Raw genomic sequence first — 26,070 nt, forward strand, 5'->3', positions numbered from 1 at the left:
CCGCGCGCAAAACGGTTGCGCGGATGGATCAGGTCAATTCTTTACAATTTGCTGCCTTTTTATCGCCTTAAAGGCGAGCAAGATCGCGGCCATGACAGGTTATGCCCCACACGCCCCGCGCGGCGCCAAAGCGCCACACCCGCTGCTCATCGCGGCTGCCGCGCTGGGTTTCGTGGCGCTCTGCGCGCTTTATTGGCCGTTCGCGGCGGATGACGCCTTCATCGTCGGGCGCTATGCCCGCAATGCCGCCGCCGGGCATGGGCTGGTCTACAATATCGGCGAGCAGGTCTCGGCGCTGACCTCGCCCTGCCGCTAGGCGCCCTGCCCTTCACCAGTCTGCGCCACGAGGTGCCCGCCGCCCACGTCAATCAGCGGCAGGCGCGCCGGGGCGTCGCCCAGCGGACGGATCGGGGACGGCATCTCTCCGGCGGGGCGCACATGCGCGCGGCCCTTGCGCGACGGATCGGGGATCGGCACCGCGTCGAGCAGGCGCTGCGTGTAGGGATGGCGCGGATCGCCAAAGACCTGATCACGCGTGCCCATCTCGACGATCTGCCCCAGATACATCACCGCCAGCCGGTCCACGACGTTCTCGACCACCGCCATGTCGTGGCTGATGAAGAGATACGACACGCCCATCTCTTGCTGCAGCTCTTCGAGCAGCGCCAGCACCCGCGCCTGTACCGACACGTCCAGCGCCGAGACGCTTTCGTCGCAGATGATCAGCCGGGGTTTCAGCGCCAAGGCGCGGGCGACGCAGATGCGCTGGCGCTGACCACCGGAAAACTCATGCGGATAGCGGGTCATCTGCTCGGGCGTGAGGCCGACGCGCTGGAACAGGTCGGCGGCACGGGCGCGGTGCTCTTCGGCGCTGCCGACACCGTGGATCAGCAGCGGCTCGGCCACCGCCTCGCCCACGGTCATGCGCGGATCGAGCGCGGCCATCGGGTCTTGGAACACCATCTGCACGTCGCGGCAGATCTCCTTGCGGCCCTGCGCGGTCAGTTCGGACAGTTTCTTGCCCGCGACCTCGATCAGCCCGTGATGCGGCACGAGCCCTGCCAGCGCCTTGGCGATGGTGGATTTGCCGCAGCCGGACTCGCCGACGAGGCCGAAGGTCTCGCCCGGGCGGATGTCGAAGCTCACCCCCTCGACCGCATGCACACGGTGGGTCGGACGTCCGAAGAAATTGGCACCGATGTCGAAATGCACCTGCGCGTCGATCAGCCGGGCGACGGGCACCGGAGCTTGGGGCGGCAGCGGGGCGGCGCGCGCGGCCCCGGCCCCGAGGCGCGGCACGGCGGCGAGCAGGTCGCGGGTGTAGGGCTGCGCGGGCGCGTCGAAGATCTGCGCCACCGGGCCGGATTCCACCATGCGCCCGGCCTTCATGACCACCACGCGGTCGGCGGTTTCGGCCACCACGCCCATGTCATGGGTGATGAGGATGATGGCGGTGCCGGTCTCGGCCTGCAGATCGCGCAGCAGATCCAGCACCTCGCGCTGCACGGTGACATCGAGCGCGGTGGTCGGCTCGTCGGCGATCAGCAGTGCCGGGCGCATGGCCAGCGCAATGGCGATCATCACGCGCTGCCGCATCCCGCCCGACAGCTCGTGCGGATATTGGCCCATGCGGCGCTCTGGCTCGGAGATGCGCACCCGGCGCAGCGCTTCAACGGCGGCGGCGCGGGCCTCGCGCTGGGGCAGCGGATCATGCGCGCGGATCGCCTCGATCAGCTGCGTGCCGATGCGGTGCACCGGGTTGAGCGAGGTCATCGGCTCCTGAAAGATCATCGCCACCTTGGCCCCGCGCAGGCCGCGCATCTCGGCCTCGGGCAGCGCGGGAAGATCGGTGCCCTCGAGCAGCGCCTGCCCGGAGGTGACCGAGACGTTGTTGGGCAAAAGCCCCATCAGCGCCAGCGAGGTGATCGATTTGCCCGAGCCCGACTCCCCGGCGATGGCCAGCGTCTCGCCCGCCGCCAGATCAAAGCTGAGCCCCTCGACGATGGGCCGCAGCGTGCCGCGGTCGCGCACCGAGACGGTCAGCTCCTGCACCGAGAGCAGCGGGGTGGTAGCCGCCCCCTGAACGGGGGCAGCCATGGTTTGCGCCAGATGCGTCATTCGAAGACCGCGCGCGGGAAGTAGAAAGAGACCACCCAATTCGGCGCGTCGACGATCTCGGAGATCCGCAGATCGCCGCAGGTCGAGACCAGCATATAGGCGTCGACCGCCGACATGCCGTGCTGCGCGCAGAGCAGATCGACCATGCCCGCCACCGCGTCGCGCGCGCCGCTCATCAGGTCGGGCCCGACGCCGGTGGTGACCTCATAGCCCTTGGCGTCGAGATGGTTGGTCACCGGCCCCGCCGTGGTGAAGCGCGGCATCTTGAGGTTCGCGCCCTTCACCAAATCGAGCGTCAGGGTCACATCCATCGGGCTTTCGATGGCCGTGCCGCAGACCTCGCCGTCGCCCTGCGCCGCATGGGTGTCGCCGACCGAGAAGAGAGCCCCCGCCACCTCGACCGGCAGATAAAGCACCGTGCCCGCCGAGATGTCGCGGATGTCGAGGTTGCCGCCCGTGCGCCGCGGCGGCACGATCGAATGCAGGCCGGGCTCGGCCAGCGCGACGCCGATGGTGCCGGTGAAGGGTTTCAGCGGCACCTTGCCGGTGCTGCCCCAGAGCGCCGGGGCCAGCGTTTCAGCGTCATATTTCCACAGGGTCAGCGCCGGGTCGGTGAACTGATCGGCCAAGAGGCCAAAGCCGGGAATATTCGCCGTCCAGCCCCATGCCGAGCCTTCCTGCACCCGCGGGGCAAAGCCTTCGAGGGTGATTTTCAGCGCGTCACCGGGCTCGGCTCCGTCGATGTAGATCGGGCCGGAGACCGGGTTGATCTTGCCGAAATCGAGCGCCGCCACGTCTTCGACGGTGCTCGACGGGCCAAGCTGGCCCGCCGAAGAATCCATGCAGTTGAACAGGATGGTGCTGCCCGGCGCGACCATCTCGACCGGGGCAATGGAATTGTCCCATCCAAAATGATGCTGCGCGCCGTGGATGGTGTAATCGCAGTGTTTGCACATGGGATCACTCGGTCACATAGACGTAGTCATAGTTCACCGGGATCGAGACCGGATCGACGTAGAGCGCGTCATCGCCGCCCATGCGCTCGGACTTCATGGTGTAGCGCTGCTCGTTGAACACCGGCACCCAAGGCGCTTCTTCCATCACCTTCATGTAGACGTCCGACCACATCTCGAGCCGCTCGGGCGCCGAAGGATCGGTGAAGCTGTCGGCTTCGGTGGCCATGGCGTCGATGCTTTCGTCGCAGAACTTCGACCAGTTCCAGCCGCCCTCGCCCGCACCGGCGCAGCCGAGGATCGGGCCGTAGAAGTTCGAGGGATCGGGGAAGTCGGCGATCCACGCCATGCCGCCCGACCAGATCATCGGCGCCTCACCGGCACCGCCAGCCTCGATCACATTGGCCTGCGCGAGCGAGCGGATTTCCACATCCACGCCGATCGCCTTCAGGTCCTGCTGGATCGCCTGCGCGATGCGCGGGTTGGGGTCGGTGTTCATCACGTAAAGCTCGGTCGAGAAGCCGTCCTCCAGACCCGCTTCGGCGAGCTTGGCCTTGGCGGCCTCGGCGTCGAAGGCATAGCCTTCGTAACCTTCGGTGTAGCCGGGCATCGACGGCGGCAGCGGCTGGGTCGCGGGCACGGCGCGGCCGTTGATGATCTGGGTGATGCGCTCTTTGTTGATCGCCATGTTGATGGCTTCGCGCACCTCGAGCTTGTCGAGCGGCTCCATGCCAACGTTGAGGGTGATATAGCCGGTGTGCAGCTGGCCGCCTTCGACCACGCGCTCGGCCTGCGCCGGATCGCCCATGACCTCTTGGAATTTCGCCGGCGGGATGCCGTCGCCGGGCACATCCACCTCGCCCTGTTGCAGGCGCAGCAGCGCAACGATCGGCTCTTGGCCGACTTCGAAGGTCACGCCGTCGAGATAGGGCACGCCGTCGCGCCAGTAGTCGGCGTTCTTTTCGAACACGAGGCGCTGACCGATGGTCCATTCGCCAAGGCTGAACGCGCCGGTGCCGACCGGGTGCTTGCCGAAATCAGTGCCGTATTCGTCCACCGCTTCCTTGGGCACGACCGAGGCAAAGTTCAGCGCCATCACGTGCAGGAAGGTGGCATCGGGGCGCGAGAGGGTGATCTTCACCGTCAGCGGGTCCACCACCTCGACGCCCGAGAGCGTGTCGGCTTCGCCGCTGGAGATCTCGTCAAAGCCCGCGATGGAGGCGAAGAAGCCCGCGCCGGGCGACTGGGTTTCGGGGGTGGTGACTCGGTCAAGCGAGTATTTCACGTCTTCGGCGGTCATCTCGCGACCGTTGTGGAATTTCACCCCTTCGCGCAGTTTGAAGGTGAAGACGGTGCCGTCCTCGCTGACCTCAAAGCTTTCAGCAAGGCCGGGGCGCAGTTCGGTGGTGCCGGGCACATAGTCCATCAGACCGTCGAACAGCGATTTGATCATCGACCAGTTCTGCCAGTCGTAGCCGATCGCCGGGTCGAGCGTGGCGACATCGTCCTTATAGGTGACGGTGATCATCCCGCCGGGGGTGGCGTTGGGATCGGGCGTGTAATCCTGCGCGAGCACCGGGATCGCCGAGGCGAGCAGGATCGCGGTGGAGGTGAGCAGTGCTTTCATCTTGTGGTTTTCCCTGTTGCTTGTGGTGACCGTTGTCCGTGAGTGGTGGTGTCCGGCCTTTTCGTGAGTGGCCTTGTCGTGCGTGGTCTTTGGGTCGTTTTGGGTCGTGAGTGGTGGTGGATGTGGTCCCTGAAAAATAGGCGGGACCGGGGGTAATCAGGGTCAGCGCAGCTTGATGCGCGGGTCGATGAACGGGGTGATCAGGTCGGCCAGCAGGTTGCCCAGCACGATGGCGGTGGCCGAGACCATGGTGACGCCCATGATGATCGGGATGTCGACGCGCTGGATCGCCTGCCACGCCAGTTGTCCGATGCCGGGCCAGCCAAAGACGCTCTCGACGACGACGATGCCGCCCATGAAGATGCCGATGTCGATGCCGATCATCGCGATGATGGGAAGGATGGCGTTGGGCAGCGCGTGGCGCAGCAGCACCCGGCCCCGCGTCAGCCCCTTGGCGCGGGCGGTGCGGATGTAGTCCTGCCGCAGCACGTCGACCATCGACGAGCGCATCATCCGGCTGTACCAGCCCGAGCCCATGATCCCCAGCGTCACCGCGGGCAGCACGAGGTGGGCAAAGGTGCCGTAGCCGCCGATGGGGAACCAGCCCAGCTGCACCGCGAAGAGATAGAGCAGCAGCAGGCCGACCACGAATTGCGGCGCCGAGACCGCGACAAAGCTGGTCACCATCAGGCCCTGATCGAGCGGGCGGCCCCGGAACACGGCGGCGACGATGCCCAGCGTCAGCCCGATCAGCAGCTCACAGACGATCCCACCCGCCATGAGCAGCAGCGAGGCCGGGAGCCGTGCGGCGATCAGCGTCGAAACCTCGGTCTTTTGCAGGTAGCTGCGGCCCATGTCGCCCTGCACCAGCCCGGTGAGATACCGCCAGTATTGCACCATCAGCGGCTGATCGAGGCCCAGCTGATGGCGGATGTTCTCGACCGTCTGTGCCGTGGCCGAGCGCCCGGCGATCTGGCGCACCGGGTCGGCGGGCAGCACGTAGAGCAGCAGGAAGGTGATGAAGCTCACGCCCAGCAGGATCAGCGCGGATTGGATCAGGCGGCGGGTCAGGTAATTGAGCATCAGTCGTTGCCCCTCTGCGTCGGGTCGAGCACGTCGCGCAGCGCGTCGCCCACGAGGTTGAAGGCCAGCGCCAGCAGCAGGATCGCCGCGCCGGGGATGAACACCAGCCAGGGCGCCGCCTGGAAATAGGTCTGGTTCTCGAAGATGATGTTGCCCCAGCTGGGGGTCGGCGGCTGCACGCCCACCCCCAGAAAGCTCAGCGTCGCTTCCAGCAGCACGGTGACGGAGATGCCCAGCGTGCCCCAGACGATCAGCGTCGGAATGAGGTGCGGCAGGATGTGGCGGAAGAGGATGCGGGCCTGCGAGGCGCCGAGGGTCTTCTCGGCGGCGATGAACTCACGCTCGGCAAGGCTGGTGGTCTCGGTATAGACCACGCGGGCGGTCTGCACCCAGTTGACCAGCGCAATGACCATGGCGACGATCCACAGCGAGGGCTGGAAGATCGCCGCGAGGCAGATCGCTAGCAAGAGCGCCGGGAAGGCCATCATCAGATCGGTGAAGCGCATCAGCAGCGCGCCGAACCAGCCGCGCACGAAGCCCGCCAGCACGCCCACCAGCGTGCCGATGATCAGCGCCACGCCGTTCGCCACAACGCCGATGATCAGCGAGGTGCGCGCGCCGTAAAGGATGCGGGTGAAGAGATCGCGCCCAAGAAGGTCTGTCCCCATGAGGAAATCCCCGCCCGGCGGCAGCGGCTCGCCATAGAGCGACAGCCCCTCGAAAAGCTGCTCATCCGGCGCGAACGGGGCGATCCACGGCGCGAAGACCGCGCCGCCGACCACCAGCGCGATGATCGCCAGCCCGAAAAGCGCCAGCTTGCGGCGCAGCAGGCGGCGCAGGGCGCCCGCCGGAGCGGTGCCGGCAAGGGATGCGGTGGTGTCAGCCATGATCGCTGCCTTCCTCTGGCTCGGGATTGTGTGCCGCGACGATCCGGTCCGCCGCCTCTTCGAAGCTCACCCGCCATGCCATCGCCATGGCGCGCAGTTGCTCGTAGGCCTGATCCTCGGTCTTGCCGCGCGCCGCGAGCAGCGCCACGGCGCGCACCACGGTCTGGCGCTGGCCGAGACGGCGGCGCAGCGCGTCGATCTCGCCCGACTTCTCGACGCGCGCATCAAAGGTGGCGCGGGCGATCAGCAGCGCCGAATAGACGCCGCCATCGCCGACCGGCTTCAGGATCTGCGCGTCAGCCCCGAAGTTCATCAGCCATTCGATGCGCCCCGGCGCCTCGGACCCGATAAGCGCGATGGTCGGCAGCGGCGCCTCGCCCGGCTCCCATGGGAACTGGTCGTCATAGGCGGTGTCGACGTCGATAAAGAGGTAATCCGCGCCGCGCGCCGAGGCGGGAAGATCGGGCCAGTGGCAATCGACCTCAAGCCCGATGGCCTGCAACTGGCGCACCAGCGCGGTGACCGTGGCGTGCGGACGGTGGAGGATCGCGGCTCTTGCGCCGCCCAGATCGGGAATGCGCAGCCGCCGTCTCATTTCACCACCCGCAGCTTGGTCGGCGCAGTCTCGCGCTCGCGGGTGAGATAGGGATCGCCCTCGACCGGCGCTTCGGTGCGCAGCGGCACGAAAGCCCCGTCGCGCACCTGCGCGATGGCCACCGGCAGGCGGGTGTGATGGGTGCGGGCACACAGGCCCATGGCCGCGGCGCGCGGCTGCGCCAGCAGATCCGACAGCGGCAGGTTTTCCGCGCCCGGCGCATCCGCCAGAAGCCGCGCCAGCATCATCACCGAGGCGTGCCCCGCCGCTTCCAGCGACGAGCCAAAGTCTTCGCGCCCGAAGTTGCCCGGCAGCGCCGGGTGCTGGCCGCGGAACCAAGGCCCCGCCGAGATCAGCCCCTCGGCCGCCGCCCCCATTGCAGGCAGTTCGCACTCGGTGACATTGCACGACAGCACCGGGCAGCGCCCCGAGCCGAAGAAGGGATCGCGCTGCCGCAGCTCGGCCATCGCCGACAGAAAGGCGTATTGTGACGGGCCGATCAGCTGATTGAGCACGAAGTCGGGCTTGAGATCAGCGATTTCCTCGACGATCCGGGTGATCTCGGTGGAGCCGAGCGGCAGGTAGCGTTCGCCCAGAACCTCGCCGCCTGCGCGCATGCCGATCTCGCGCGCCAGCCGGTTCATCTCCCAGCCCCAGATGTAGTTGGAGCCGGTCAGATAGCTGCGCGTGCCGAACTCGGCAAAGACGTAATCGAGCAGCGGCAGCAGGTGCTGGTTCGGGCTGGCGTGGGTGTAGACGATGCGGTCGGAGGCCTCGAACCCCTCATAGGGGGCGGGATACCACAGCGCGCCATCCATCCGCTCCAGCGCCGGGATCACCTCCTTACGGCTCCACGAGGTGGTGCAGCCGATGACATGGCGCGCGCCGCTGCCCTGCAGGATTTCCTCGCAGAGCGGCGCATAGGCATCCACATTGCCCTGCGGGTCGCGCTCGACCGGGCGGAAGGTCATATCGAGCGAGGCATCCGCGTTGACCTCTGCGATCGCCTTCAGCGCCCCGGTGCGGCTTGCCTCGCTGATGAGGCTGTAGGTGCCAGAGCGGGAAAACAGGATCCCGAGGTCTATCTCGCGCGTCACGGCGCCCTCCTAAAACGAAAAAAGCCCCGCTGATCCCAACCGCCCGAAGGGGCGGAATGCGGGATCGCGAGGCGCTTTTGCCGACTATGTTGAGGCCAGCATCAGCGCGGAGAGGACGCGCTGTCAACGCTCTTGCCGGGGGGTGCCAAGGGTGCCGCTAAGAAATTCGCGCCGTTTGCTGATAATTTGTGCCGCCAAGACACCTTTGGGCGACCAGCCACTCTGATTTTCTACCCTAAGGCGGCGCGCGCCTGAGCTTTTGTCTGTGCCTGCCCGTTGGCTGGGCATTCACACCGGGAGGGATCAGACAAGCGGCTGTCAGCGCAGGGAATTTGATGCGGCGCAAAGTGCGCCCCCCGCGAATTTGCTTACCTTGCGGCAGGATTGTCCCAGCGAGGACCCGCATGACAGCAGAAATGATCGGCCCGGCAGGAGAGGTTGTCGCCATTCGCGGCGCGGTGGTGGACGTGCGCTTTCAGGGCGGCCCCCTGCCAAAGATCAACGACGCGCTGCTGGTGCAGCGGCCGGGCGGAGAGGATGTGACCATCGAGGTACAGGCGCATCTCGACGCCGCCACCCTGCGCGGCATCGCGCTGCAGGCAACTGGCGGATTGCGGCGCGGCGCGCGGGTGCGGCCCATTGGCGGGCCGCTCGAAGTGCCGGTCGGCGAGGCGGTGCTGGGACGGCTGCTGGATGTCACCGGCGGCATCGGCGACGCGAAAGCGCCGCTGCCCGCCGACGTGTCGCGCCGCCCCATCCACCGCGCCCCGCCGCCCTTTCGCACCGGCGCGGGCCATCCCGAGCTGTTTCACACCGGCATCAAGGTCTTTGATCTGCTCACCCCGCTGGCGCAGGGCAGCAAGGCGGCGATGTTCGGCGGCGCGGGCGTCGGCAAAACGGTTCTGGTGATGGAACTGATCCACGCCATGGTCGCCAGCTACGAGGGCATCTCGGTCTTTTCCGGCGTGGGCGAGCGCTCGCGCGAGGGGCATGAGTTGCTGGTCGAGATGACCCATGCCGGGGTGCTGGACCGCACCGTGCTGGTCTATGGCCAGATGAACGAGCCGCCGGGCGCCCGCTGGCGGGTGCCGCTGACCGCGCTGACCATCGCCGAGCACTTCCGCGACGAGGCGCAGCGCAACGTTTTGCTGCTGATGGACAACGTCTTTCGCTTCGTTCAGGCGGGGGCCGAGGTCTCGGGGCTGTTGGGCCGTCTGCCCTCGCGCGTGGGTTATCAGCCGACGCTGGGCACGGAAGTGGCCGACCTGCAGGAGCGCATCGCCTCTTCAGGCAGCGCCTCGGTCACGGCGGTCGAGGCGGTCTATGTGCCCGCGGACGATTTCACCGATCCGGCGGTGACCACGATCGCCTCGCATGTGGACAGCATGGTGGTGCTCTCGCGCGCCATGGCCGCCGACGGCATGTATCCTGCTATTGATCCCGTGGCGTCTTCGTCGATCCTGCTCGATCCGCTGATCCTTGGCGAAGAGCATGTGCGTGTGGCCAACGAAGTGCGCCGCGCCATCGAGCATTATCGGGGGCTGCAGGATGTGATCTCTCTGCTGGGGATGGAGGAGCTCGGCCGCGAGGACCGGCAGATCGTCGAGCGTGCCCGGCGGCTCCAGCGGTTCCTCACCCAGCCCTTCACCGTGACCGAAGCGTTCACCGGCATTCCCGGTCGCTCGGTGCCGGTGGAAGAGACCATCGCGGGCTGCCGGGCGATCCTCGCAGGCGACTGCGACGCATGGGACGAGCGCGCGCTTTACATGGTCGGCACGCTCGAGGAGGCGCGCGAGAAGCAGGGCGCCGGAAAGGACGCGGCATGAGCGGGCTGCATCTCACCGTCACCACACCGATGAGCGTTCTGGTTGACGAGACCGGCGTGACATCCCTGCGCGCCGAGGACCGCAGCGGTGCCTTTGGCATTCTGCCCGGCCATACTGCGTTCCTGACGGTGCTGCCCGCCTCGGTGCTGCGCTGGCGCTCCGCCGACGGGGCGCTGCACTTCTGCGCGCTGCGCAGCGGACTGCTGACGGTGGAGCGTGGCGAAGCGGTGGCCGTGGCCTGCCGGGAGGGGGTGCTGGGCGATGATCTTCATGCGCTGGAGGCAGAGGTCGACAGCCTGCGCGCCGCCGATGCCGATGCCGACCGCCGCGAGCGGGTCGAGCAGATGCGGCTCCATGCCAGCGCGGTCCGGCAGCTGATGCAATATCTGCGTCCGGGGCGCCCGGCAGGCCCATCGGCCCCGCCCTTCGCCTCCGGTGGAGAGGGCCCATGACCGACGAGCAGAAGAACCATATCGCCGAGGCCGCCCGACGTTCGGCGGACCGAGACCGGCTTGGGAAAGAGACGCCTGAACCCTCGCTCGGGGCGCGCCTTGGGCAGATCGGCATCCTTGGCTGGGCCGTGGTGGTGCCGACCCTGCTGGGCGTGGTGCTGGGCCGCGCCGCCGACCGCGCCTTTGGCACCGGCGTCTTCTTCACCGCCCCGGCGATCATGATCGGCGCCGCGATCGGCTTTCACGCCGCATGGAAATGGATGCACAAGCAATGACCCTGCCCGACACGCCCTACGCTCTCGCCACCCTCGCGCTCTGCCTTGGCTTCGCGCTGGGATGGGCGCATTTCGCCAGCCTGCGGCGGTTGACCGACCTTTATCTCGGGTCTGGCCCGGCGTGGCTGGCGCTGGTCTTGCAACTTGGCCGTCTCGCCGTTCTGGCCGGGGTCTTGGTCGGGCTGGCCCTACTGGGCGCGCTGCCGCTGCTGGCGGGCACGATAGGGCTGCTTCTGGCGCGGCAGATGGTGCTGCGCCGGTCCCGGAAGGGCGCGTGATGGACAGCCCGCTTTCCCTCGATCCGCTGTTCTATCTGGGGCCGGTGCCGATCACCGAGCCGGTGCTGGTGACATGGGCGATCCTCGCGTTTCTGACACTCGGCTGCTGGCTTGCCACCCGCAACCCGTCGCTGACACCGGGACGGCTGCAGACCGTGCTGGAGCTGTTCGTCGGCACCGTCGATGCCCAGATCAGCGACACGATGCAGCGCGACCCGCGCCGCTACCGCGCGCTCATCGGCACGATCTTCCTCTTTGTGCTGGTGGCCAACTGGTCGTCGCTGCTGCCCGGCATCGAGCCACCGACCGCGCGCCTTGAGACCGATGCCGCGCTGGCGCTGATCGTGTTCGCCGCCACCATCTGGTACGGCGTCGCCGCGCAGGGGCTGCGGGGCTATCTCGCCACTTTCGCCGAGCCGTCCTGGGTGATGATCCCGCTCAACGTCGTCGAGCAGATCACCCGCACCTTCTCGCTGATCGTACGCCTCTTCGGCAACGTGATGAGCGGCGTCTTCGTCATCGGCATCATCCTCACGCTCGCCGGGCTGCTGGTGCCGATCCCGCTGATGGCGCTCGATCTGCTGACCGGCGCCGTACAGGCCTATATCTTCGCCGTGCTCGCCACCGTCTTCATCGGCGCCGCCGTGGGCGAGCAGGCGCCATCCCCCACATCGCCATCCGCTTCCGCAAAGGAGACCCGCCCATGACCGCAAACCTTGTCGAGATCGTCAGCATCCTTGCCGCCGCGCTTGCCGTGTCCTTCGGCGCCATCGGTCCGGCGCTGGCCGAAGGGCGCGCCGTGGCCGCCGCCATGGACGCCATCGCCCGCCAGCCCGAGGCCGCGGGCACGCTCAGCCGCACGCTCTTTGTCGGGCTCGCGATGATCGAGACCATGGCGATCTACACGCTGGTGATCGCGCTGCTGCTGCTCTTCGCCAACCCCTTCGTCTGAGGCAGGCATTGCGATGAGTTTCGACTGGTGGACATTGGCGCTGCAGACGATCAACCTTTTGGTGCTGCTGTGGATCCTGTCGCATTTCCTGTTCAAGCCGGTGTCGGAGATCCTCGAAAAGCGGCAGGCGGCGGCAACCGATGCGCTGGACCATGCGCGCAGTGCAAAGGCTGAGGCAGAGGCCGCTCTGGCCGAGCTTCGATCCGGCGATGCCGCCGTCGCAGAGCGCCGCGCAAAGCTTCTGGCGACGGCGCAGGCCGAGGCCGAGCGCGCCCGGCGTGAACTGCTGGACGCGGCGCGCGAGGATGCCGCCAAACTGCGCGCCGAGGCGCAGGCGGAGATCCAGCGCAGCCGGAGCGATGCCGAGCGCGCGATGCAGGACGAGGCGGCGGATCTGGCGGTGGACATCTCGCGGCGGCTGCTCGACCGGTTGCCCGCGCAGATGCGCAGCGCGGGGTTCATCGACGGGCTGGCGGAGGCGGTGGCGCGGCTGCCAGAGCAGACGCGGGAGGGTCTCGGCGGCTCGGGGCCGATGGTGGTCCGCGCGGCCAGCGCCCTCAGCGATCCAGAGATGGCCCTGCTGCAGGGCCGTCTCGCCGAGGTGCTGGGCCATGAGATCGCGCTTTCCGTGACCGCCGATCCCGCGCTGATCGCCGGGCTGGAGCTGGACGCGCCGCATGCGGTCGTGCGCAACCACTTCCGCGCCGATCTTGACCACATCCGGCAGGAGTTGCTGCGGCATGACTGAAGAGCCCCCCTCTGCCGACTGGCTGCGCCGTGGCCGTGCCACGCTCGCCCGCACCGAGCTTGCCCCCGAGGCGGAGCCCATCGGCCGGGTGATCGCGGTGGCGGACGGGATCGCGCGGGTCTCGGGCCTGCCGGATGCGCCGCTTGGCGCGCTGTTGCGCTTCGAAGGCGGACAGGCGGGATTTGCCCAGACGCTGGATGCGCGCGAGATCGACGCGGTGCTTTTTGACGATGTGACCGGGATCGAGGCCGGGAGCAAAGTCACCGACACCGGCGATGTGGTCCGCGTGCCGGTGGGGGATGCGCTGCTCGGGCGCATCGTCGATCCGCTGGGCCGTCCTATCGATGGCGGCGCCGCGCTCGAGACACAGGAGGCCCTGCCCATCGAACGCCCTGCCCCCGGCATCATCGAGCGCGCCTTGGTCTCGGAGCCGCTGATGACCGGCGTGCTGGTGGTCGACAGTCTTTTCGCCATCGGGCGCGGCCAACGCGAGTTGATCGTCGGCGACCGGGCCACGGGAAAGACCGCGTTGGCGGTCGAGGCGATCCTCAACCAAAAGCACAGCGAGGTCATCTGCATCTACGTCGCCGTCGGCCAGCGGGCCACGGCGGTCGAGCGGGTGATCGCGGCGGTGCGCGACCATGGCGCACCAGAGCGCTGCGTCTTTGTCGTCGGCAACGCCGGAAGCGCGCCGGGGCTGCAGTGGATCGCGCCTTTCTCGGGCATGACCATGGCCGAATATTTCCGCGACGCGGGCCATGACGTTCTGATCGTGATCGACGATCTGACCCGCCACGCCGCCACCCACCGCGAGCTTGCGCTTCTCACCCGGGAGCCGCCGGGGCGCGAGGCCTATCCGGGCGATATCTTCTACCTGCACGCGCGGCTTTTGGAGCGCGCCGCCAAACTGCCGCGCGAGACCGGCGGCTCGATCACCGCCCTGCCCATCGCCGAGACCGACGCGGGCAATCTGTCGGCCTATATCCCGACCAACCTGATCTCGATCACCGACGGGCAGATCGTCCTCGACTCCCATCTCTTTGCCGCGAACCAGCGGCCTGCGGTGGATGTGGGGCTGTCGGTCAGCCGGGTCGGCGGCAAGGCACAGGCCCCGGCGCTGCGCGCCGTCTCGGGGCGGCTCCGGCTAGATTACGCGCAGTTCCAGGAGCTTGAGATGTTCACCCGTTTTGGCGGCATCTCGAGCACGCGGGTCAAGACGCAGATCGCGCGCGGCGAATGCATCCGGGCGCTGCTGGGCCAGCCGCGCTATGCCGGGCTGCGGCTCGTGGATCAGGTCGCGCTGCTGGCGGCGCTGGCCGAGGGGGCGCTCGATGGCATCCCGGCAGAACGCCTGAGCAGGATGCGGCAGGAGTTGCCGGGGCGGCTCGACACGCAGGGGCATGAGCTTGTCGCGGCGCTGCAGGAAAACGGCACGCTCAGCGACGCGCAGCGCACGGCGCTCGTAGCGCTGGTGGTCGAACTGGTGGGTGAACTGGCTGGGGGGAATGGGCCGGAATGAGCGGCACGCTTTCCGACGTCGAGGAACGCATCGGCACGGTCCACAAACTGTCGGCGGTGATCGCCGCGATGCGCGGCATTGCCGCCTCGCGCCTGCAGGACGCCAATGCCCATGTGGGTGCGATCCGCCTCTACGCCGACACCATCGGCGAGGCCATCGGTCAGGCGCTTGGCCTTTCCGAGGCCGAGCGCGCGGCCCCGACGAGCGCAGCCGGGGGCGGCGCGCTGCACATCGTGCTTTGCGCCGAACAGGGCTTTGCCGGGAATTTCTCGGCGCGGATGCTCGAAGCCGCCCAGCATGCGCTTGTCGAGGCGGACCGCACGCATGAGGTCTTGCTCATCGGCGACCGCGGGCTGCTCATCGCGCATGACTACGGCATCACGCCAAGCTGGAGCGCCCCGATGATCGCCCATCCGGCGCGCACGGCGCATCTGGCCGGGCGCATTGCCGAAGCGGTGTTTCAGCGCATCGCGGGCGGGCGCGCCAGTTCGGTGACGATCCTGCATGCCACGCCGGGCGGGACCGAGGGATATGACGTTGTGCACAAACGGCTCGTGCCTTTCGACTACGGGCGCTTCCCCGCCCCCAAGACGATGCTGGAGCCGCGGATCACCCTACCCCCCGAGGACCTGCTTGCCCGGCTGGTCGAAGAATATGTCTTTGCCGAGATCAGCGAGGCGCTGATGCTGTCCTTCGCCGCCGAGAACGAGGCGCGCATGCGCGCGATGATCGCCGCCCATGACAATGTCACCGCATCGCTTGAGGCGCTGGTCGGACAGGCGCGGCGGCTGCGGCAGGATGCGATCACCGAAGAGATCATGGAGCTTGCCACCGGCAGCCTGCCGGCGCGCTAACCGCTAGAGGTCGGACCATGGCTGACATTGACCCGCAAAAGCCCTACCTCGAACAGGCCCGCGCGTCTTGGGCCTAAAAATCCAAATGGTCGAGCGGGCACAGCCTGCAAAGAAGCTCCAGATCGCATTCGCCGCAGGTTCTGAGCTGATGCATTTGCCCAAAGAGGAAGATGGCACGCTTCCCGGCGGCCACCGCAAGCACCAGCGCACCGGACGCAATAGCCATTTCCAGTGCCGCGAAGGTCTTGTCCGCGGCGTAGATGGCAGAGCAGATGAGGATCCCGGCAATCGCGCCCGCGCCAAGCGAGAGGATCACGCTCAGTCGCAGCAAAAGCGGCAGGGTCCGGGCAAAGAAATCCTGAGTCACGGCGGGCCTTGAAATTGAGTTACCTAGAAAACGAGCGCACTCCCTGCCGCTCAGACTTCCGCAGTTCTTACGCTCGGTCAAGGCGGCAGGGCAAGGGATCGGCTGCGGCCGAGCTCGGTCGCCGCAGCTGTGCTCAATCCAGCCGCTTTCGGAACCGCAGCGAGGCGACGATCAGCCCCAGCACGGCAAAGCCCAGCAGCCAGCCCGCGTCGGGCAGCAGATCGCCCAGTGCCGCATCGCGCAGCACCACGCCGCGGATGATCCGCATGAAATGGGTGGCGGGCAGCAGGTCGGCGAGCATCTGCGCGCCCTTGGGCATGCCCTCATAGGGGAACATGAAGCCCGACAGCAGGATCGACGGCAGCAGCACGAAAACGGTCATCTGCATCGCCTGCAACTGGTTGCGCGCCAGCGTCGAGAGCACCAGCCCCAGCGAGAGGCTGGCGAGGATGAACAGCAGCGTCACCAGCAGCAGCACCCAAAGCGCGCCTGCCACCGTCACCGAAAACAGCAGCGCGCCGAGCCCGAGGATGATCCCGACCTGTATGAGGCCGATGCCGACATAGGGAATGATCTTGCCGATCATGATCTCGACCGGGCGGATCGGCGTGGTGATCAGCATCTCCATATTGCCGCGTTCGCTTTCGCGCACGATCGCGGCAGAGGTGAACATAATCATCGTCATCGTCAGGATGATGCCAACCAGTCCCGGCACGATGTTCACCACGGTGCGCTGTTCGGGGTTGTAGAATAGCGCCACCTCGAAGGTCGGCACCGCGGCATTGGCGGGCTCGCGGAACATCTCGCCCAGAGGCATCGAGCGCAGCGCCCGGATCGCCCCGGCAACCAGCGTGTCCGAGCCGTCGGCGATCCACTGCGCGATGGGCCGGGCGGTCGGGTCGTCGACCCCCGAGGCGAACCGGCTGCCGATGGCGGGGCTGCGCACCAGCCGCTGCGCCACATCGCGCGGGATGATGAAGGCAGCGCGGGCCTCGGCCCGGACGATGGCGCGTTCGGCCTCGGCGACGGTGGCGAGATGTTTTTCGAACCGCACCACCTGCGTCGCCTCGACCATCTGGATCAGGCTGCGGCTGAGGTTGGTGTCGCTCTGGTCAACCACCACCGCCGGGATGTGCCGGATCTCGGTGTTGATCGCATAGCCGAAGAGCACCAGTTGGATGAGCGGGATCATCACGATCATCCCGAAGGTCAGCCGGTCGCGCCGCAGCTGCAACAGTTCCTTGCGCAGGATCGCCATGATGCGCCGCCCCGAGATCATCGCCCGGCCCCGGGGGTTTCGGCTGTTTCGGTGGGTTCGGCGGCCTTAACTGGCCGCTGCGTTGCCAGCACGAAGACATCCTCGAGGTTCGGCGCAATGGCCCGCACCTGCGCTCCCGGATGCGCGCTCAGAGCCTGCTGCACCAGCCCGACCGGATCGCCCGTACCTTCGGCCACCAGCACCCGCAGCCGTGCGCCGATCTGCGCCACCGAGATAATCCCCGCCCCTCCGCTCAATGCCCGGCCAATGTGGCGCGGATCGTCTGCGGCCACCTCCACCGCGCGCCCCTCGATCCGTGCCATAAGCTCATGCGGCGTGCCGTCGGCGCATTTGCGGCCCCGGTCGAGGATGGCGATGCGGTGGCACCGCTCGGCTTCATCCATCAGATGGGTCGAGACGATCATCGTGGTGCCCTTGTCCACCAGATCGAACAGCCGCTCCCAAAAGGCGCGGCGGGTCTCGGGATCGACCGCCGCCGTGGGCTCATCGAGGAACAGCAGCTCGGGCTCATGCATGACCGTCGCCGCCAGCGCGAGGCGCTGCCGCTGCCCGCCGCTGAGCGATCCGGCCAGAACATGGGCCTGTTCGATGAGCGTGTAAGTCTCCAGCAGTTCGGCGATGCGGCGGCGTTTGGCTTTGGCTGGCAGATCGTGGATGTCGGCGATGAACCGCAGGTTCTCGAGCACGGTGAGGTCGCGGTAGTGGGTGAAGCCCTGCGTCATATAGCCGATGCGCCGCTTCACCGCCTCGGCATCGCCCGGCAGCCGCGCGCCCAGCACCTCGGCGTAGCCCTCTGTGGGCGTCAGCAGACCGGTGAGCATCCGCATGGCGGTGGTCTTGCCAGAGCCATTGGGACCGAGCAGGCCATAGACCACCCCCTTCGGGATCGCGAGATCGAGCCCGTCGACGGCGGTCTTCTCGCCGAAGCGTCGGCTCAGGCCGAAGGTCTGGGCGACATTTGCGGTCATGGCAGCGCCGCCGAAACCGGCAGCCCCGCCGGCAGCTCCGCCGCCGCCTCGGGCAGCGCGACCTCGGCCGGATAGACCAGACGGCTGCGCTGCTCTTGGTTGAGCGCGTAATAGGGCGTGAAGGCGGGCTCGTTGTTGATCCACCGCAGGGTGCCCTCATAGGCCTGCTCGGCGCCGTCGAGCCGGACACTGACGGGATCGCCGATCGAAAGCCCTGCCCGCCGCATCTCGGGCACATAGACGCGGGCATAAGGCCGGTCGTCGGTGAGCAGCACCGCCACCGGGCTGCCCAGAGGCACGCGCTCGCCCCGGTTCCACGGCAGGCTGTCGAGCAGACCGTCGCGCGAGGCGCGGATGGTCAAATCCGACAGCCGCGTGCGTTCCGCCGCCACCTGCGCCTCGGCGGCGGTCACCTTGGCCTCGGCAATGCGGATATCCTCGGGCCGCGCACCGGTCCGGAGTTCCTGCAGCGTCTGCTCGGCGCTGGTCAGCTCGGCCAGCGCAGAGTTGCGCCGCGCCACGTCCTGATCGAGCCGCGCGGCGGTGACGGTGCCGGTCTCGAGCAGGCGGGCGTTGCGATCGTAGCTGGCCTGCGCCTCCTGATAGACCGCCCGCGCGCCCTCGACCCGCGCCTCGGCGATGGCGATCTCTTCGGACCGTGCGCCGGTCTGCATGCGTTCAAGGTCGGCCTGCGCCTCGGCAAGCTGCGCCTGCGCCACCGCCAATTCGGCCTGCTGCAGCGTATCGTCGAGCTGGACCAGAACGTCCCCGGCGGCGACCGCGCTGCCCTCGGCGACGGGCAGTCCGGTGATGATCTCGTTGGCGGTGGCCGTCAGCACGACCCGCTCGCGCATCAGAAGGCCAAGCGCCACATCCGGCCCCCGGCTCTCACACGACGGCAGCGCGAGCGGCAGCAGCAGCGCCGGTGCCGCCAGTAGCCTCAGCAATGCGATCATGACCGTCCCCTCCTTGCGCGCCCGCTGGTCAAGCCTCGCGCGCCCGGCCCTTCACGTCCATGACTTTGATCAAAGCCTTGCCTCGGGAGCCTTGCGCGGATCGGCACAGCAAAAGGGCCGCTGCAGAGCGGCCCTTTGAGAGGTTTCGACAGATGCGCTGCGGCTCAGTTCGCCGTGCCGCGCCATGCGTCGCGGTCGATGTCGAGGTCGGCGTAATCGTCCGGGTTCAGCACCGGACGGTCGACGCCCGCCTTCAGCTGTGCCCGGAAGTCACGCAGCAGGCGCAGCGCCACCGGGAAGAGCATCATGATCGCCAGAAGGTTCACCACTGCCAGCACGCCCATCATCGGATCGGAGAAGAAGAACACCGCCGTCGCGCCGGGCGCCACCGCGCCGACAAAGACGATGGCCATGATCGCCAGACGGAAGAGCACCAGCGACACCGGGTGCTTGGACAGCACGCTCAGGGCGTTCTCGCCGAGGTAGTAGTTGTAGATGATCGACGAGAAGGCGAAGAGCAGGATCGCCCCGGTCAGGAAGTACTGCGCCCATGCCCCGAGGTGCGACACCAGCGATTGCTGGGTCAGCGCCACGCCGTCGATGCCTTCGGCTCCGGGCACATAGACGTCGCCCAGCAGGATGATGAAGGCGGTGCACGAGCAGATCAGGATGGTGTCGATGAACACCGAGAAAGACTGCGTGATGCCTTGGCTGATCGGGTGGCGCACTTCGGCGGTGGCCGCCACGTTGGGCGCCGAGCCGAGGCCCGCCTCATTCGAGAAAAGCCCGCGCCGCAGACCCTGCGCCAGTGCCGCGCCCATGCCGCCGCCAACCGCCTGCTCGAAGCCGAAGGCATTGCTGACGATCGACGAGATCACGCCGGGGATCTCGGTGATGTTGAGCACGATGACGATCAGCGCCAGCGCCAGATAGCCCACCGCCATGATCGGCACGATCACGTCCGACGCCTTGGCGATGCGGTGGATGCCGCCGAAGATGATCGCGCCCGCGATCAGCGACAGCGCGATGCCGGTCCACAGACGGTCAATGCCGAGGCTGTCCTGAACGGCGCCCGCCACGGTGTTGCCCTGAAAGGCGTTGAAGCCGAAGCCGAAGGCCGCGATCAGGCAGATCGCGTAGACCACCGCCAGCCAGCGGAACTCTTTGCCCAGACCGTGGATGATCGACAGCGCCGGGCCACCGCGGAAGGTGGTCTCGTCCACGCGGCGCTTGAACAGCTGCGCGAGCGAGCATTCGACGAGGCTGGTGGCCATGCCGACCAGCGCCACCGCCCACATCCAGAAGACCGCGCCGGGCCCACCGAGGGTGATCGCCACGGCGACCCCCGCGATGTTGCCGCCGCCGACGCGACCGCCGACCGAAACCAGCAGCGCCTCACGCGCCGAGATGCGGCTCGGGTCATCCGAGTTGTTGGCGCTGCTCAGCACGCGGAACATGCGCCCGAAGAAGCGGAACTGGACGAAGCCGGTCGCCAGTGTGATGAAGCAGCCAAAGATCACGAGGATCGGGATCAGCGACCAGCCCCAGGTGAGATCTCCGATCTTGCCGAAGATCATTTCCAGAAATTCCATGCACTCCTCCTAGGTCTATGCGGTCAGTTTCACGCGGATTGGCGCGCACACTAGGCAGGCAAAAGCGGAATACCATTTCACTAGCTTGCGCCCCCCTGACGCGGGTTGATACGGGAGCGCATCAACTAGCGAAGGATGTGCGGATGTCGCGCGATCTGTCCCGGAACCTCAGGCTGCTGTGCAGTTACCACAAGTCGATTGCCGAGGTGTGCAGACAGCTTGGAGTGAACCGCTCGCAGTTCAACCGCTACCTTTCGGGCGAGACCTTCCCCTCGCTCCGGCTGATGCAGCGGATGTGCGATTTCTTCGGCGTGGACGAGAGCGAGTTGCTGCTGCCGCACGCCCAGTTCGCAGAGATGGTGCGCCTGCGCCCCGGCCATATCGCCGCCACGGTCGAGCGCAACGTGGTGGCCACCACGGCCAATGACATCAGGCTCGACTCGCAGCGCGCGCTGCAGGCCTACACGGGCACCTACCGGGTCTATTACAACTCGATGTCGCATCCGGGGCAGATCCTGCTCTCGGTCGGGCGCATCTATGCAACGCCCTTCGGGATGAACGTGAAGACCATCGAGAACGTCGGCAAACCGGGGCGGTCGAAGTTCACCTGCAAGTATCAAGGTGCCTGCTTTGTGCTCGGCGACCGGATCTTCATGACGGTGATGGAGACGCTGACCCGCAACGAGGTGATGCAGATCATCCTCTATCCCAGCTACAACAACCGCATCCGCTATCTGACCGGCGTCGTCTCGGGCGTGGCGGCGCGGGCGCCGCGGCCTCCGGCGGCGACGCAGATCGTCTTTGAATACCTCGGCGACAAGGCCGACCTGCGGCGCGAGATCCGGCGCAGCGCGCTTTACGCGCCCGACAGCGCCGACATCCCCGAAGAAGTGCGCGAAATGCTGGGCTCGTGGGAGCAGCGCCGCGGCCCGCTGATCGAGGCGCCGCTGGCCTGAGGCCTAAGCTCCCTAAGGCTTAAGCCGTGCGCATCTCGCCACAGACCGGGGTTTCGAGGAAGGCACGGCACTGGTCGAAACTGGCGTGCAGCGACAGCGCGTAGTGCAGCTTGGCATAGGCCATCTCGGGCGTCATGTCGCGCCCGTCGATCACCCCGCTCTCGCGCAGCACCCCGCCCGCCGCATAGGTGCCGAGGCTGATACCGCCCTCGGGGCTCTGGCTGACCGCCACCACCGGCACCTGCCGCTCAGCCGCCAACGCCAGCGCGGCGCGCAACTGCGGCGTGTCCGGCGCGGTGCCGGCACCGTAGCAGCGCAGCACGATGCCATCGCATTGCTCTGCCGCGAAGCGCAGCACATCGATGCAAGCGCCGGGCGCGATGGACAGCACGGCGACACGGTGTGGCAGCACCTCAACCGCCATGGGATCCGCCGCTGGGGACAGCGGCGCTCCGGCACTCTCTGCCGCGACGAAGGCATCCAGCGCAGAGGAATGCGCCTTGCGCACGCGCGCGCCGTGCAAAAGCCGTCCGGCGAATTGCACCCAGACTCCCGGAGCCGTGCGCGTCGCGGCATTGAGCGCATCGGCAAGGTTGTCCCACCCGTCGCTGCCCTCCACCGTCAGCGGCAGCATCGACCCGGTTACGATGACTGGCTTTGTAAGCCCGTGCAGCGCGAGACACAGCGCAGCGGCGCTGAAGGCGAGCGTGTCGGTGCCATGGGTCACGACGACACCGTCGAACTCGGCCTGCGCCTCGGCCAAGAGGCGGCTGAGGCGGTTCCATTCGCGCGGCGTTGCCTCGGCGCTGTCGATCAGCCGGTCGAGTTGGCGCAGCGTGACATCCTGCGGAATGCGCCCCTCGGTTTGGAGCCGCTGCAGCGCGTCCTCGATCACCCCGGCCTGCGGCGCGAAGCCTTGCGGCGTCGCGGCCATGCCGATGGTGCCCCCGGTGTAAATCAGCAGAAGTCGCACGTGTCCCCTTTCGCGTTGCGCGGCGCGGTGGCCGCAGGCCTGTCTCTCGAATTTTCCGGCGCCGGGCCAGATGCCCCGGCAGAGCCGCCTGACGCGGACCATGCCCGGGGTCGCGTCAACCAGCGTCACCTTCGCCGCTACCATAGAGATTGCACGTTGCCACCGCATCCCGGCGCGGTAAACGCCGCCGCGAAGTCACCGGGAGGAAAGACCGTGCGAACCGAATTTGATTCACTGGGCCACTATGAGGTGCCCGACGATGCGCTCTACGGCATTCACACCATGCGCGCCTATGACAACTTCCGGATCTCGGATGTGCCGGTTTCGGAGTTCCCCGAGCTTGTGCGCAGCCTTGCCATGGTCAAGAAAGCGGCAGCGGCGGCGAACCACCGTCTGGGCGTGCTGAGCGCAGAGAAGACCCATGCCATCGACGTCGCCTGCGACGCGCTTCTGGCGGGCGAGCACCACGCGCATTTCATCGTCGACATGATGCAGGGCGGCGCGGGCACTTCGACCAACATGAACGCCAATGAGGTAATCGCCAACCTCGGCCTGCGCCACATGGGCCATCCGCCGGGCAGCTACGCGCAGCTGCACCCCAATGACGACGTGAACAAATCGCAGTCCACCAATGACGCCTACCCCACCGCGCTGCGCCTTGCGGTGCTGCAGCGGCTCGAGGGGCTCTCGGTCGAGCACCAGCGGCTGTGCGACGCCTTTGCCGCCAAGGCCGAAGAGTTCGACGCCATCCCCAAGCTGGGCCGCACCCAGTTGCAGGACGCGGTGCCGATGACGCTCGGGCAGGAATTCCGCTCTTTCGCCAACACCATCGAGGAAGATATCGAGCGGCTGCGCGACGTGTCGGACCTGCTGATGGAAGTGAACCTCGGCGGCACTGCCATCGGCACGGGGGTCAATGCGCCCTTGGGCTATGCCGCCGTGGCGGTGGAAGAGTTGCGCCGGGTCTCGGGTCTGCCGCTGCGGCAGGCGCGCGATCTGGTCGAAGCTTCGTCGGACCTCGGCGGCTTCGTGGCCTTCTCTGGCATCCTCAAGCGGGTGGCGGTGAAACTCTCGAAAATCTGCAACGACCTGCGTCTGCTCAGTTCGGGCCCGCGCTCGGGGTTTGGCGAAATCCGCCTGCCCGCGGTGCAGGCAGGCTCGTCGATCATGCCGGGCAAGGTGAACCCGGTGATCCCCGAGGTGGTCAATCAGGTGGCTTATCAGGTAATCGGCAACGATCTGACCGTGACCATGGCTGCCGAGGCCGGACAGCTGCAGCTCAACGCGATGGAGCCGGTGGCAATCCTCAACATCCTGCAGTCGATCCGTATCCTCAAGCGTGCGATGGCCTGCCTGACCGACCGCTGCGTGGTGGGCATCGAGGCCGACGAGGCGCGTTGCCGTGGCCTGCTGGAGAACAGCCTCGCCGTCGCGACCTCGCTGGTGCCGCAGATCGGCTATGAGAGCGCGGCGCGCGTCGCCAAACACGCGCTGAACAGCGGAATATCGGTGCATGAGGCGCTGAGGGAACTGGGCATCGACGCCGAGCCGCTGGCCTCCTGAGCCGACTTTCCGCCGATCTCAAAACGGGCGACCCTTGGGCCGCCCGCTGCAAAAGCCGGGTCAGCCCGGCGCGTACCAGATCGGCGAGGTATAGGCGCGCTCGGTGGTGATCATCGGCACCTCTTCGGGCATCTCGACGCCAAAGCGTTTCGCCTCATAGGCGGTCCAGCGCGGCGTCGGGATCTCGATCACCCGCGCGTAGTAGAAGGCTGGCAGCGCCGCATCGAACTCCGGGTCCTGCCAGACGCCGATCAACTCGGGCGCGCCGATGGTGTTGGTCCAGCTTGCGTTGGCCACATCGACCGTATTGCCCACATCCGGCAGCTTGCCGTTTTCATCCGGCGCCCGGTCGCCCGACCAGACCACGTCGAAAACCTTTTCATGGGTCTCGCCTTCGGCGTCGATCCAGCCTTTGACCACCTGAATGCGGTCAAGGTTGCCCGACAGCGGGTCCTTCAGCGCCGCCATCAGAAAGCTGGGCGCGGCGCCATCCGGAGCAGCCCCGAGATCGCCGCCCATCGGCACCCCCTTGGCATAGCCCGCGTCCGCCGGAAGGCGGCTAATCGTGTCGGCCTCGGAAAAGTCGTAGCCGCCGAAGAAGCGCACCGTCATGCGCGAGCCGGTGGTCGCATAGGTCTCTTTGCGCATCATCGCGTCGAAGATCGCCGCGCGGGTGTTCTCGGAGGCCCAGACCGCGCCGAGGCCACCCGCCGCCTGTTTCCAGCCGTAGATGGTCAGCGAGGGGTCGGGCGCTTCGATCACCACATGCTCCCAGCGGTGCGGCTCGGGCTCGACGCCCGAATGCTTGCCAAAGAAGTTATCCTCCTGCGCCGTGGCCATGCCGGTGTGCGAGTCTGTGGCGCCGACCATGCCAAACTTGAACGGGTTCACCCCAAGGTCGCGCTCGATGGCAAGCCCGCGCTTCAGCGCCTCGCGGGCGTATTCCCCGGCGAGCATGTCGGGCGTTTTCACCTCGGTGCCATTGAGGTTCGAGGCGTCCCAAGTGTCATGATCGGCGAACTCATCATCGGGGCTGAGGAACGGATGCGCCTCGCCGTCGCCCTTGATCTGTGTCGGCTCGTAGAGTGGCTCGAACCGCGCGCGCATCTGCGCAATCTCTTCGGTCAGGGCCGAGCCGTCATAGGCGTTCATCGAGAACATCCGCCCGTTCGACAGGTTGCCATTGTGCGGGATGGCCAGCACCTCGGCGCCGCTGCGTGCCTCATAGTCGGCGAGATAGCTCCAGAGGTCCTCGGGGTTCTTGCTGTCATATTGCGAGAAGGGCCGGGTCTGGTTCGCCCGCGCCGCATCGTCACGGAACAGCACATTGCGGTGCAGGTTGTTCGCGCCCTCGGTGGTGTATTCATAGCCGATGATCGCCGAGAACACGCCCGGCTCATTGTAGCGATCGGCGAGCGCGGTGTAATTCTCCCACGCGTGCTTGATGGCCTTGGGATTGTCGATCGGCGGCTCTTCTCCTGACAGCGAGGCAACGATCTCCATCGCGGTGTCGAAGGCCCGCTGTGCATCCCCGGCGGTCAGCGCCTCGTACCAAAGCCGCCCCTGCTCGGTGGCAAGCACCTGCGCATCGCCCGACAGAAGCTGCGGCATCAGCCCGTACATCTCAGCGTGGTCGGAAATCACCAGCCAGTCGAGCGGACGCGACAGTTTGGCGCGCAGCCCGTGGGTGGTGGTCACTTCCTCACCGCGTGCAAAGCGATAGGCGTCCTCCTGCGACAGCCGCGTCATGGTGCCCGCATCGACCGAGACCATCGTGTGCAGATGCGAGTCCCCCCAGAGCGGTATCTGCGGGAAGTTGCGCCCGGCGTAGGGCGAGAAGGCGTCGGGCGCGAGCACCACTTCGGTGTCCGCCTGCTCGGTGGAATATTCCTGCGCGGCGGCGCCCAAGGCCCCCAGACCGAGCGCAGCCGCGCTGAGCGTGAGCGCGGCGCGACTGGATAAGGTGTATATTTGATTAAAGAATATTGGCATTGAGTGTTTCCTCCCCAAGACAATTTCTCAAAGGAAGCACCAAGAACCCCACACTAGGGTTTGTACCACATTTTCCTATGCCGCGGGATGAATATGAGCGCAGGCGCGCCCGAGTTGGGGCAGAGACTGCCGGTCCCGGCCCCGATCAGGCTTCAAGTCT

At 67.2% G+C, this 26,070-nt stretch carries 26 protein-coding genes; 12 read left to right on the forward strand and 14 right to left on the reverse strand.

All coding sequences use genetic code 11. The features are described from left to right. The first annotated feature begins 91 nt into the window (after positions 1 to 91). The gene (locus tag ACXAD2_RS26470; protein WP_475177242.1) at positions 92 to 316 is read left to right on the forward strand and encodes a hypothetical protein; all 225 of its coding nucleotides are present in this window, start codon (positions 92 to 94) and stop codon (positions 314 to 316) included. Here the strand turns inward: ACXAD2_RS26470 and ACXAD2_RS26475 are convergent. The 7 genes from ACXAD2_RS26475 to ACXAD2_RS26505 all read right to left on the reverse strand — a co-directional run bounded on the left by ACXAD2_RS26475 (position 313) and on the right by ACXAD2_RS26505 (position 8,360). Further along, positions 313 to 2,097, reverse strand: a complete 1,785-nt coding sequence (locus ACXAD2_RS26475) for an ABC transporter ATP-binding protein (protein WP_475177247.1) — start codon at positions 2,095 to 2,097, stop codon at positions 313 to 315. The genes ACXAD2_RS26470 and ACXAD2_RS26475 overlap by 4 nt on opposite strands. Positions 2,098 to 2,114: 17 nt before the next feature. After that, positions 2,115 to 3,074, reverse strand: a complete 960-nt coding sequence (locus ACXAD2_RS26480) for an acetamidase/formamidase family protein (RefSeq protein WP_475177249.1) — start codon at positions 3,072 to 3,074, stop codon at positions 2,115 to 2,117. 4 nt (positions 3,075 to 3,078) lie between these two features. Then, a complete protein-coding gene (locus ACXAD2_RS26485; RefSeq protein WP_475177251.1) occupies positions 3,079 to 4,698 on the reverse strand; it encodes an ABC transporter substrate-binding protein in 1,620 nt (539 codons plus the stop codon). A 162-nt stretch (positions 4,699 to 4,860) separates the two neighbouring features. Next, positions 4,861 to 5,781, reverse strand: a complete 921-nt coding sequence (locus ACXAD2_RS26490; RefSeq protein WP_475177255.1) for an ABC transporter permease — start codon at positions 5,779 to 5,781, stop codon at positions 4,861 to 4,863. Continuing rightward, the gene (locus ACXAD2_RS26495) at positions 5,781 to 6,668 is read right to left on the reverse strand and encodes an ABC transporter permease (protein WP_164181378.1); all 888 of its coding nucleotides are present in this window, start codon (positions 6,666 to 6,668) and stop codon (positions 5,781 to 5,783) included. Before ACXAD2_RS26495 ends, ACXAD2_RS26490 begins: the two co-directional genes overlap by 1 nt. Continuing rightward, the gene (locus ACXAD2_RS26500; protein ID WP_475177257.1) at positions 6,661 to 7,263 is read right to left on the reverse strand and encodes an ANTAR domain-containing response regulator; all 603 of its coding nucleotides are present in this window, start codon (positions 7,261 to 7,263) and stop codon (positions 6,661 to 6,663) included. Before ACXAD2_RS26500 ends, ACXAD2_RS26495 begins: the two co-directional genes overlap by 8 nt. Then, positions 7,260 to 8,360 (reverse strand): transporter substrate-binding protein, encoded by a 1,101-nt coding sequence (locus ACXAD2_RS26505; RefSeq protein WP_475177260.1) that lies wholly within the window; start codon positions 8,358 to 8,360, stop codon positions 7,260 to 7,262. The genes ACXAD2_RS26500 and ACXAD2_RS26505 overlap by 4 nt, the downstream gene beginning before the upstream one ends. A gap of 404 nt (positions 8,361 to 8,764) precedes the next feature. On the opposite strand from ACXAD2_RS26505, the gene atpD reads away from it, so the two are divergent. The 9 genes from atpD to ACXAD2_RS26550 are packed head-to-tail and all read left to right on the forward strand — an operon-like array spanning position 8,765 to position 15,264. After that, the gene (gene atpD, locus ACXAD2_RS26510) at positions 8,765 to 10,186 is read left to right on the forward strand and encodes a F0F1 ATP synthase subunit beta (RefSeq protein ID WP_475177264.1); all 1,422 of its coding nucleotides are present in this window, start codon (positions 8,765 to 8,767) and stop codon (positions 10,184 to 10,186) included. After that, positions 10,183 to 10,638 (forward strand): F0F1 ATP synthase subunit epsilon, encoded by a 456-nt coding sequence (locus ACXAD2_RS26515; protein WP_475177268.1) that lies wholly within the window; start codon positions 10,183 to 10,185, stop codon positions 10,636 to 10,638. Before atpD ends, ACXAD2_RS26515 begins: the two co-directional genes overlap by 4 nt. Further along, positions 10,635 to 10,913, forward strand: a complete 279-nt coding sequence (locus ACXAD2_RS26520; RefSeq protein WP_066107191.1) for an AtpZ/AtpI family protein — start codon at positions 10,635 to 10,637, stop codon at positions 10,911 to 10,913. The genes ACXAD2_RS26515 and ACXAD2_RS26520 overlap by 4 nt, the downstream gene beginning before the upstream one ends. After that, complete coding sequence (locus ACXAD2_RS26525; protein ID WP_475177271.1) at positions 10,910 to 11,191, forward strand: N-ATPase subunit AtpR; 282 nt, start codon at positions 10,910 to 10,912, stop codon at positions 11,189 to 11,191. The genes ACXAD2_RS26520 and ACXAD2_RS26525 overlap by 4 nt, the downstream gene beginning before the upstream one ends. Then, the gene (locus ACXAD2_RS26530) at positions 11,188 to 11,898 is read left to right on the forward strand and encodes a F0F1 ATP synthase subunit A (protein ID WP_475177273.1); all 711 of its coding nucleotides are present in this window, start codon (positions 11,188 to 11,190) and stop codon (positions 11,896 to 11,898) included. Before ACXAD2_RS26525 ends, ACXAD2_RS26530 begins: the two co-directional genes overlap by 4 nt. After that, positions 11,895 to 12,143, forward strand: a complete 249-nt coding sequence (locus ACXAD2_RS26535; protein ID WP_066107200.1) for a F0F1 ATP synthase subunit C — start codon at positions 11,895 to 11,897, stop codon at positions 12,141 to 12,143. The genes ACXAD2_RS26530 and ACXAD2_RS26535 overlap by 4 nt, the downstream gene beginning before the upstream one ends. A gap of 13 nt (positions 12,144 to 12,156) precedes the next feature. Continuing rightward, positions 12,157 to 12,891, forward strand: a complete 735-nt coding sequence (locus tag ACXAD2_RS26540) for an ATP synthase F0 subunit B (RefSeq protein ID WP_475177282.1) — start codon at positions 12,157 to 12,159, stop codon at positions 12,889 to 12,891. Beyond that, positions 12,884 to 14,410: a F0F1 ATP synthase subunit alpha gene (locus ACXAD2_RS26545; RefSeq protein WP_475177286.1), complete on the forward strand. Its 1,527-nt coding sequence runs from the start codon at positions 12,884 to 12,886 to the stop codon at positions 14,408 to 14,410. Before ACXAD2_RS26540 ends, ACXAD2_RS26545 begins: the two co-directional genes overlap by 8 nt. Then, the gene (locus ACXAD2_RS26550; RefSeq protein ID WP_475177290.1) at positions 14,407 to 15,264 is read left to right on the forward strand and encodes a F0F1 ATP synthase subunit gamma; all 858 of its coding nucleotides are present in this window, start codon (positions 14,407 to 14,409) and stop codon (positions 15,262 to 15,264) included. Before ACXAD2_RS26545 ends, ACXAD2_RS26550 begins: the two co-directional genes overlap by 4 nt. 73 nt (positions 15,265 to 15,337) lie before the next feature. On the opposite strand, the gene ACXAD2_RS26555 is transcribed toward ACXAD2_RS26550, so the two are convergent. From ACXAD2_RS26555 to ACXAD2_RS26575, 5 genes are all read right to left on the reverse strand, one after another. Further along, positions 15,338 to 15,712 carry a hypothetical protein gene (locus tag ACXAD2_RS26555; RefSeq protein WP_475177292.1) on the reverse strand — a complete coding sequence of 125 codons (375 nt, stop codon included), beginning with the start codon at positions 15,710 to 15,712 and terminating at the stop codon, positions 15,338 to 15,340. A gap of 52 nt (positions 15,713 to 15,764) precedes the next feature. Then, complete coding sequence (locus ACXAD2_RS26560; RefSeq protein WP_475177297.1) at positions 15,765 to 16,910, reverse strand: ABC transporter permease; 1,146 nt, start codon at positions 16,908 to 16,910, stop codon at positions 15,765 to 15,767. After that, positions 16,907 to 17,878 carry an ABC transporter ATP-binding protein gene (locus tag ACXAD2_RS26565; RefSeq protein WP_475177303.1) on the reverse strand — a complete coding sequence of 324 codons (972 nt, stop codon included), beginning with the start codon at positions 17,876 to 17,878 and terminating at the stop codon, positions 16,907 to 16,909. Before ACXAD2_RS26565 ends, ACXAD2_RS26560 begins: the two co-directional genes overlap by 4 nt. Beyond that, entirely contained in the window at positions 17,875 to 18,834 is a 960-nt protein-coding gene (locus tag ACXAD2_RS26570) for an HlyD family secretion protein (RefSeq protein ID WP_475177306.1), read from the reverse strand. Before ACXAD2_RS26570 ends, ACXAD2_RS26565 begins: the two co-directional genes overlap by 4 nt. A 164-nt stretch (positions 18,835 to 18,998) precedes the next feature. After that, complete coding sequence (locus ACXAD2_RS26575; protein WP_164181364.1) at positions 18,999 to 20,426, reverse strand: alanine/glycine:cation symporter family protein; 1,428 nt, start codon at positions 20,424 to 20,426, stop codon at positions 18,999 to 19,001. A 143-nt stretch (positions 20,427 to 20,569) separates the two neighbouring features. On the opposite strand from ACXAD2_RS26575, the gene ACXAD2_RS26580 reads away from it, so the two are divergent. Next, positions 20,570 to 21,382, forward strand: a complete 813-nt coding sequence (locus ACXAD2_RS26580) for a helix-turn-helix transcriptional regulator (RefSeq protein WP_475177312.1) — start codon at positions 20,570 to 20,572, stop codon at positions 21,380 to 21,382. Positions 21,383 to 21,401: 19 nt separating this feature from the next. On the opposite strand, the gene ACXAD2_RS26585 is transcribed toward ACXAD2_RS26580, so the two are convergent. Then, entirely contained in the window at positions 21,402 to 22,355 is a 954-nt protein-coding gene (locus ACXAD2_RS26585) for an asparaginase (RefSeq protein WP_475177315.1), read from the reverse strand. Between the two features lie 213 nt (positions 22,356 to 22,568). Here ACXAD2_RS26585 and ACXAD2_RS26590 point away from each other — a divergent pair, with 213 nt between their 5' ends. Beyond that, the gene (locus ACXAD2_RS26590) at positions 22,569 to 23,918 is read left to right on the forward strand and encodes an aspartate ammonia-lyase (RefSeq protein ID WP_475177319.1); all 1,350 of its coding nucleotides are present in this window, start codon (positions 22,569 to 22,571) and stop codon (positions 23,916 to 23,918) included. 60 nt (positions 23,919 to 23,978) lie between these two features. Here ACXAD2_RS26590 and ACXAD2_RS26595 read toward each other — a convergent pair whose 3' ends face one another. Continuing rightward, the gene (locus tag ACXAD2_RS26595) at positions 23,979 to 25,910 is read right to left on the reverse strand and encodes a DUF3604 domain-containing protein (protein ID WP_475177324.1); all 1,932 of its coding nucleotides are present in this window, start codon (positions 25,908 to 25,910) and stop codon (positions 23,979 to 23,981) included. Positions 25,911 to 26,070 lie beyond the last annotated feature (160 nt).

The organism is Salipiger sp. ABN3_019, from assembly GCF_056158605.1.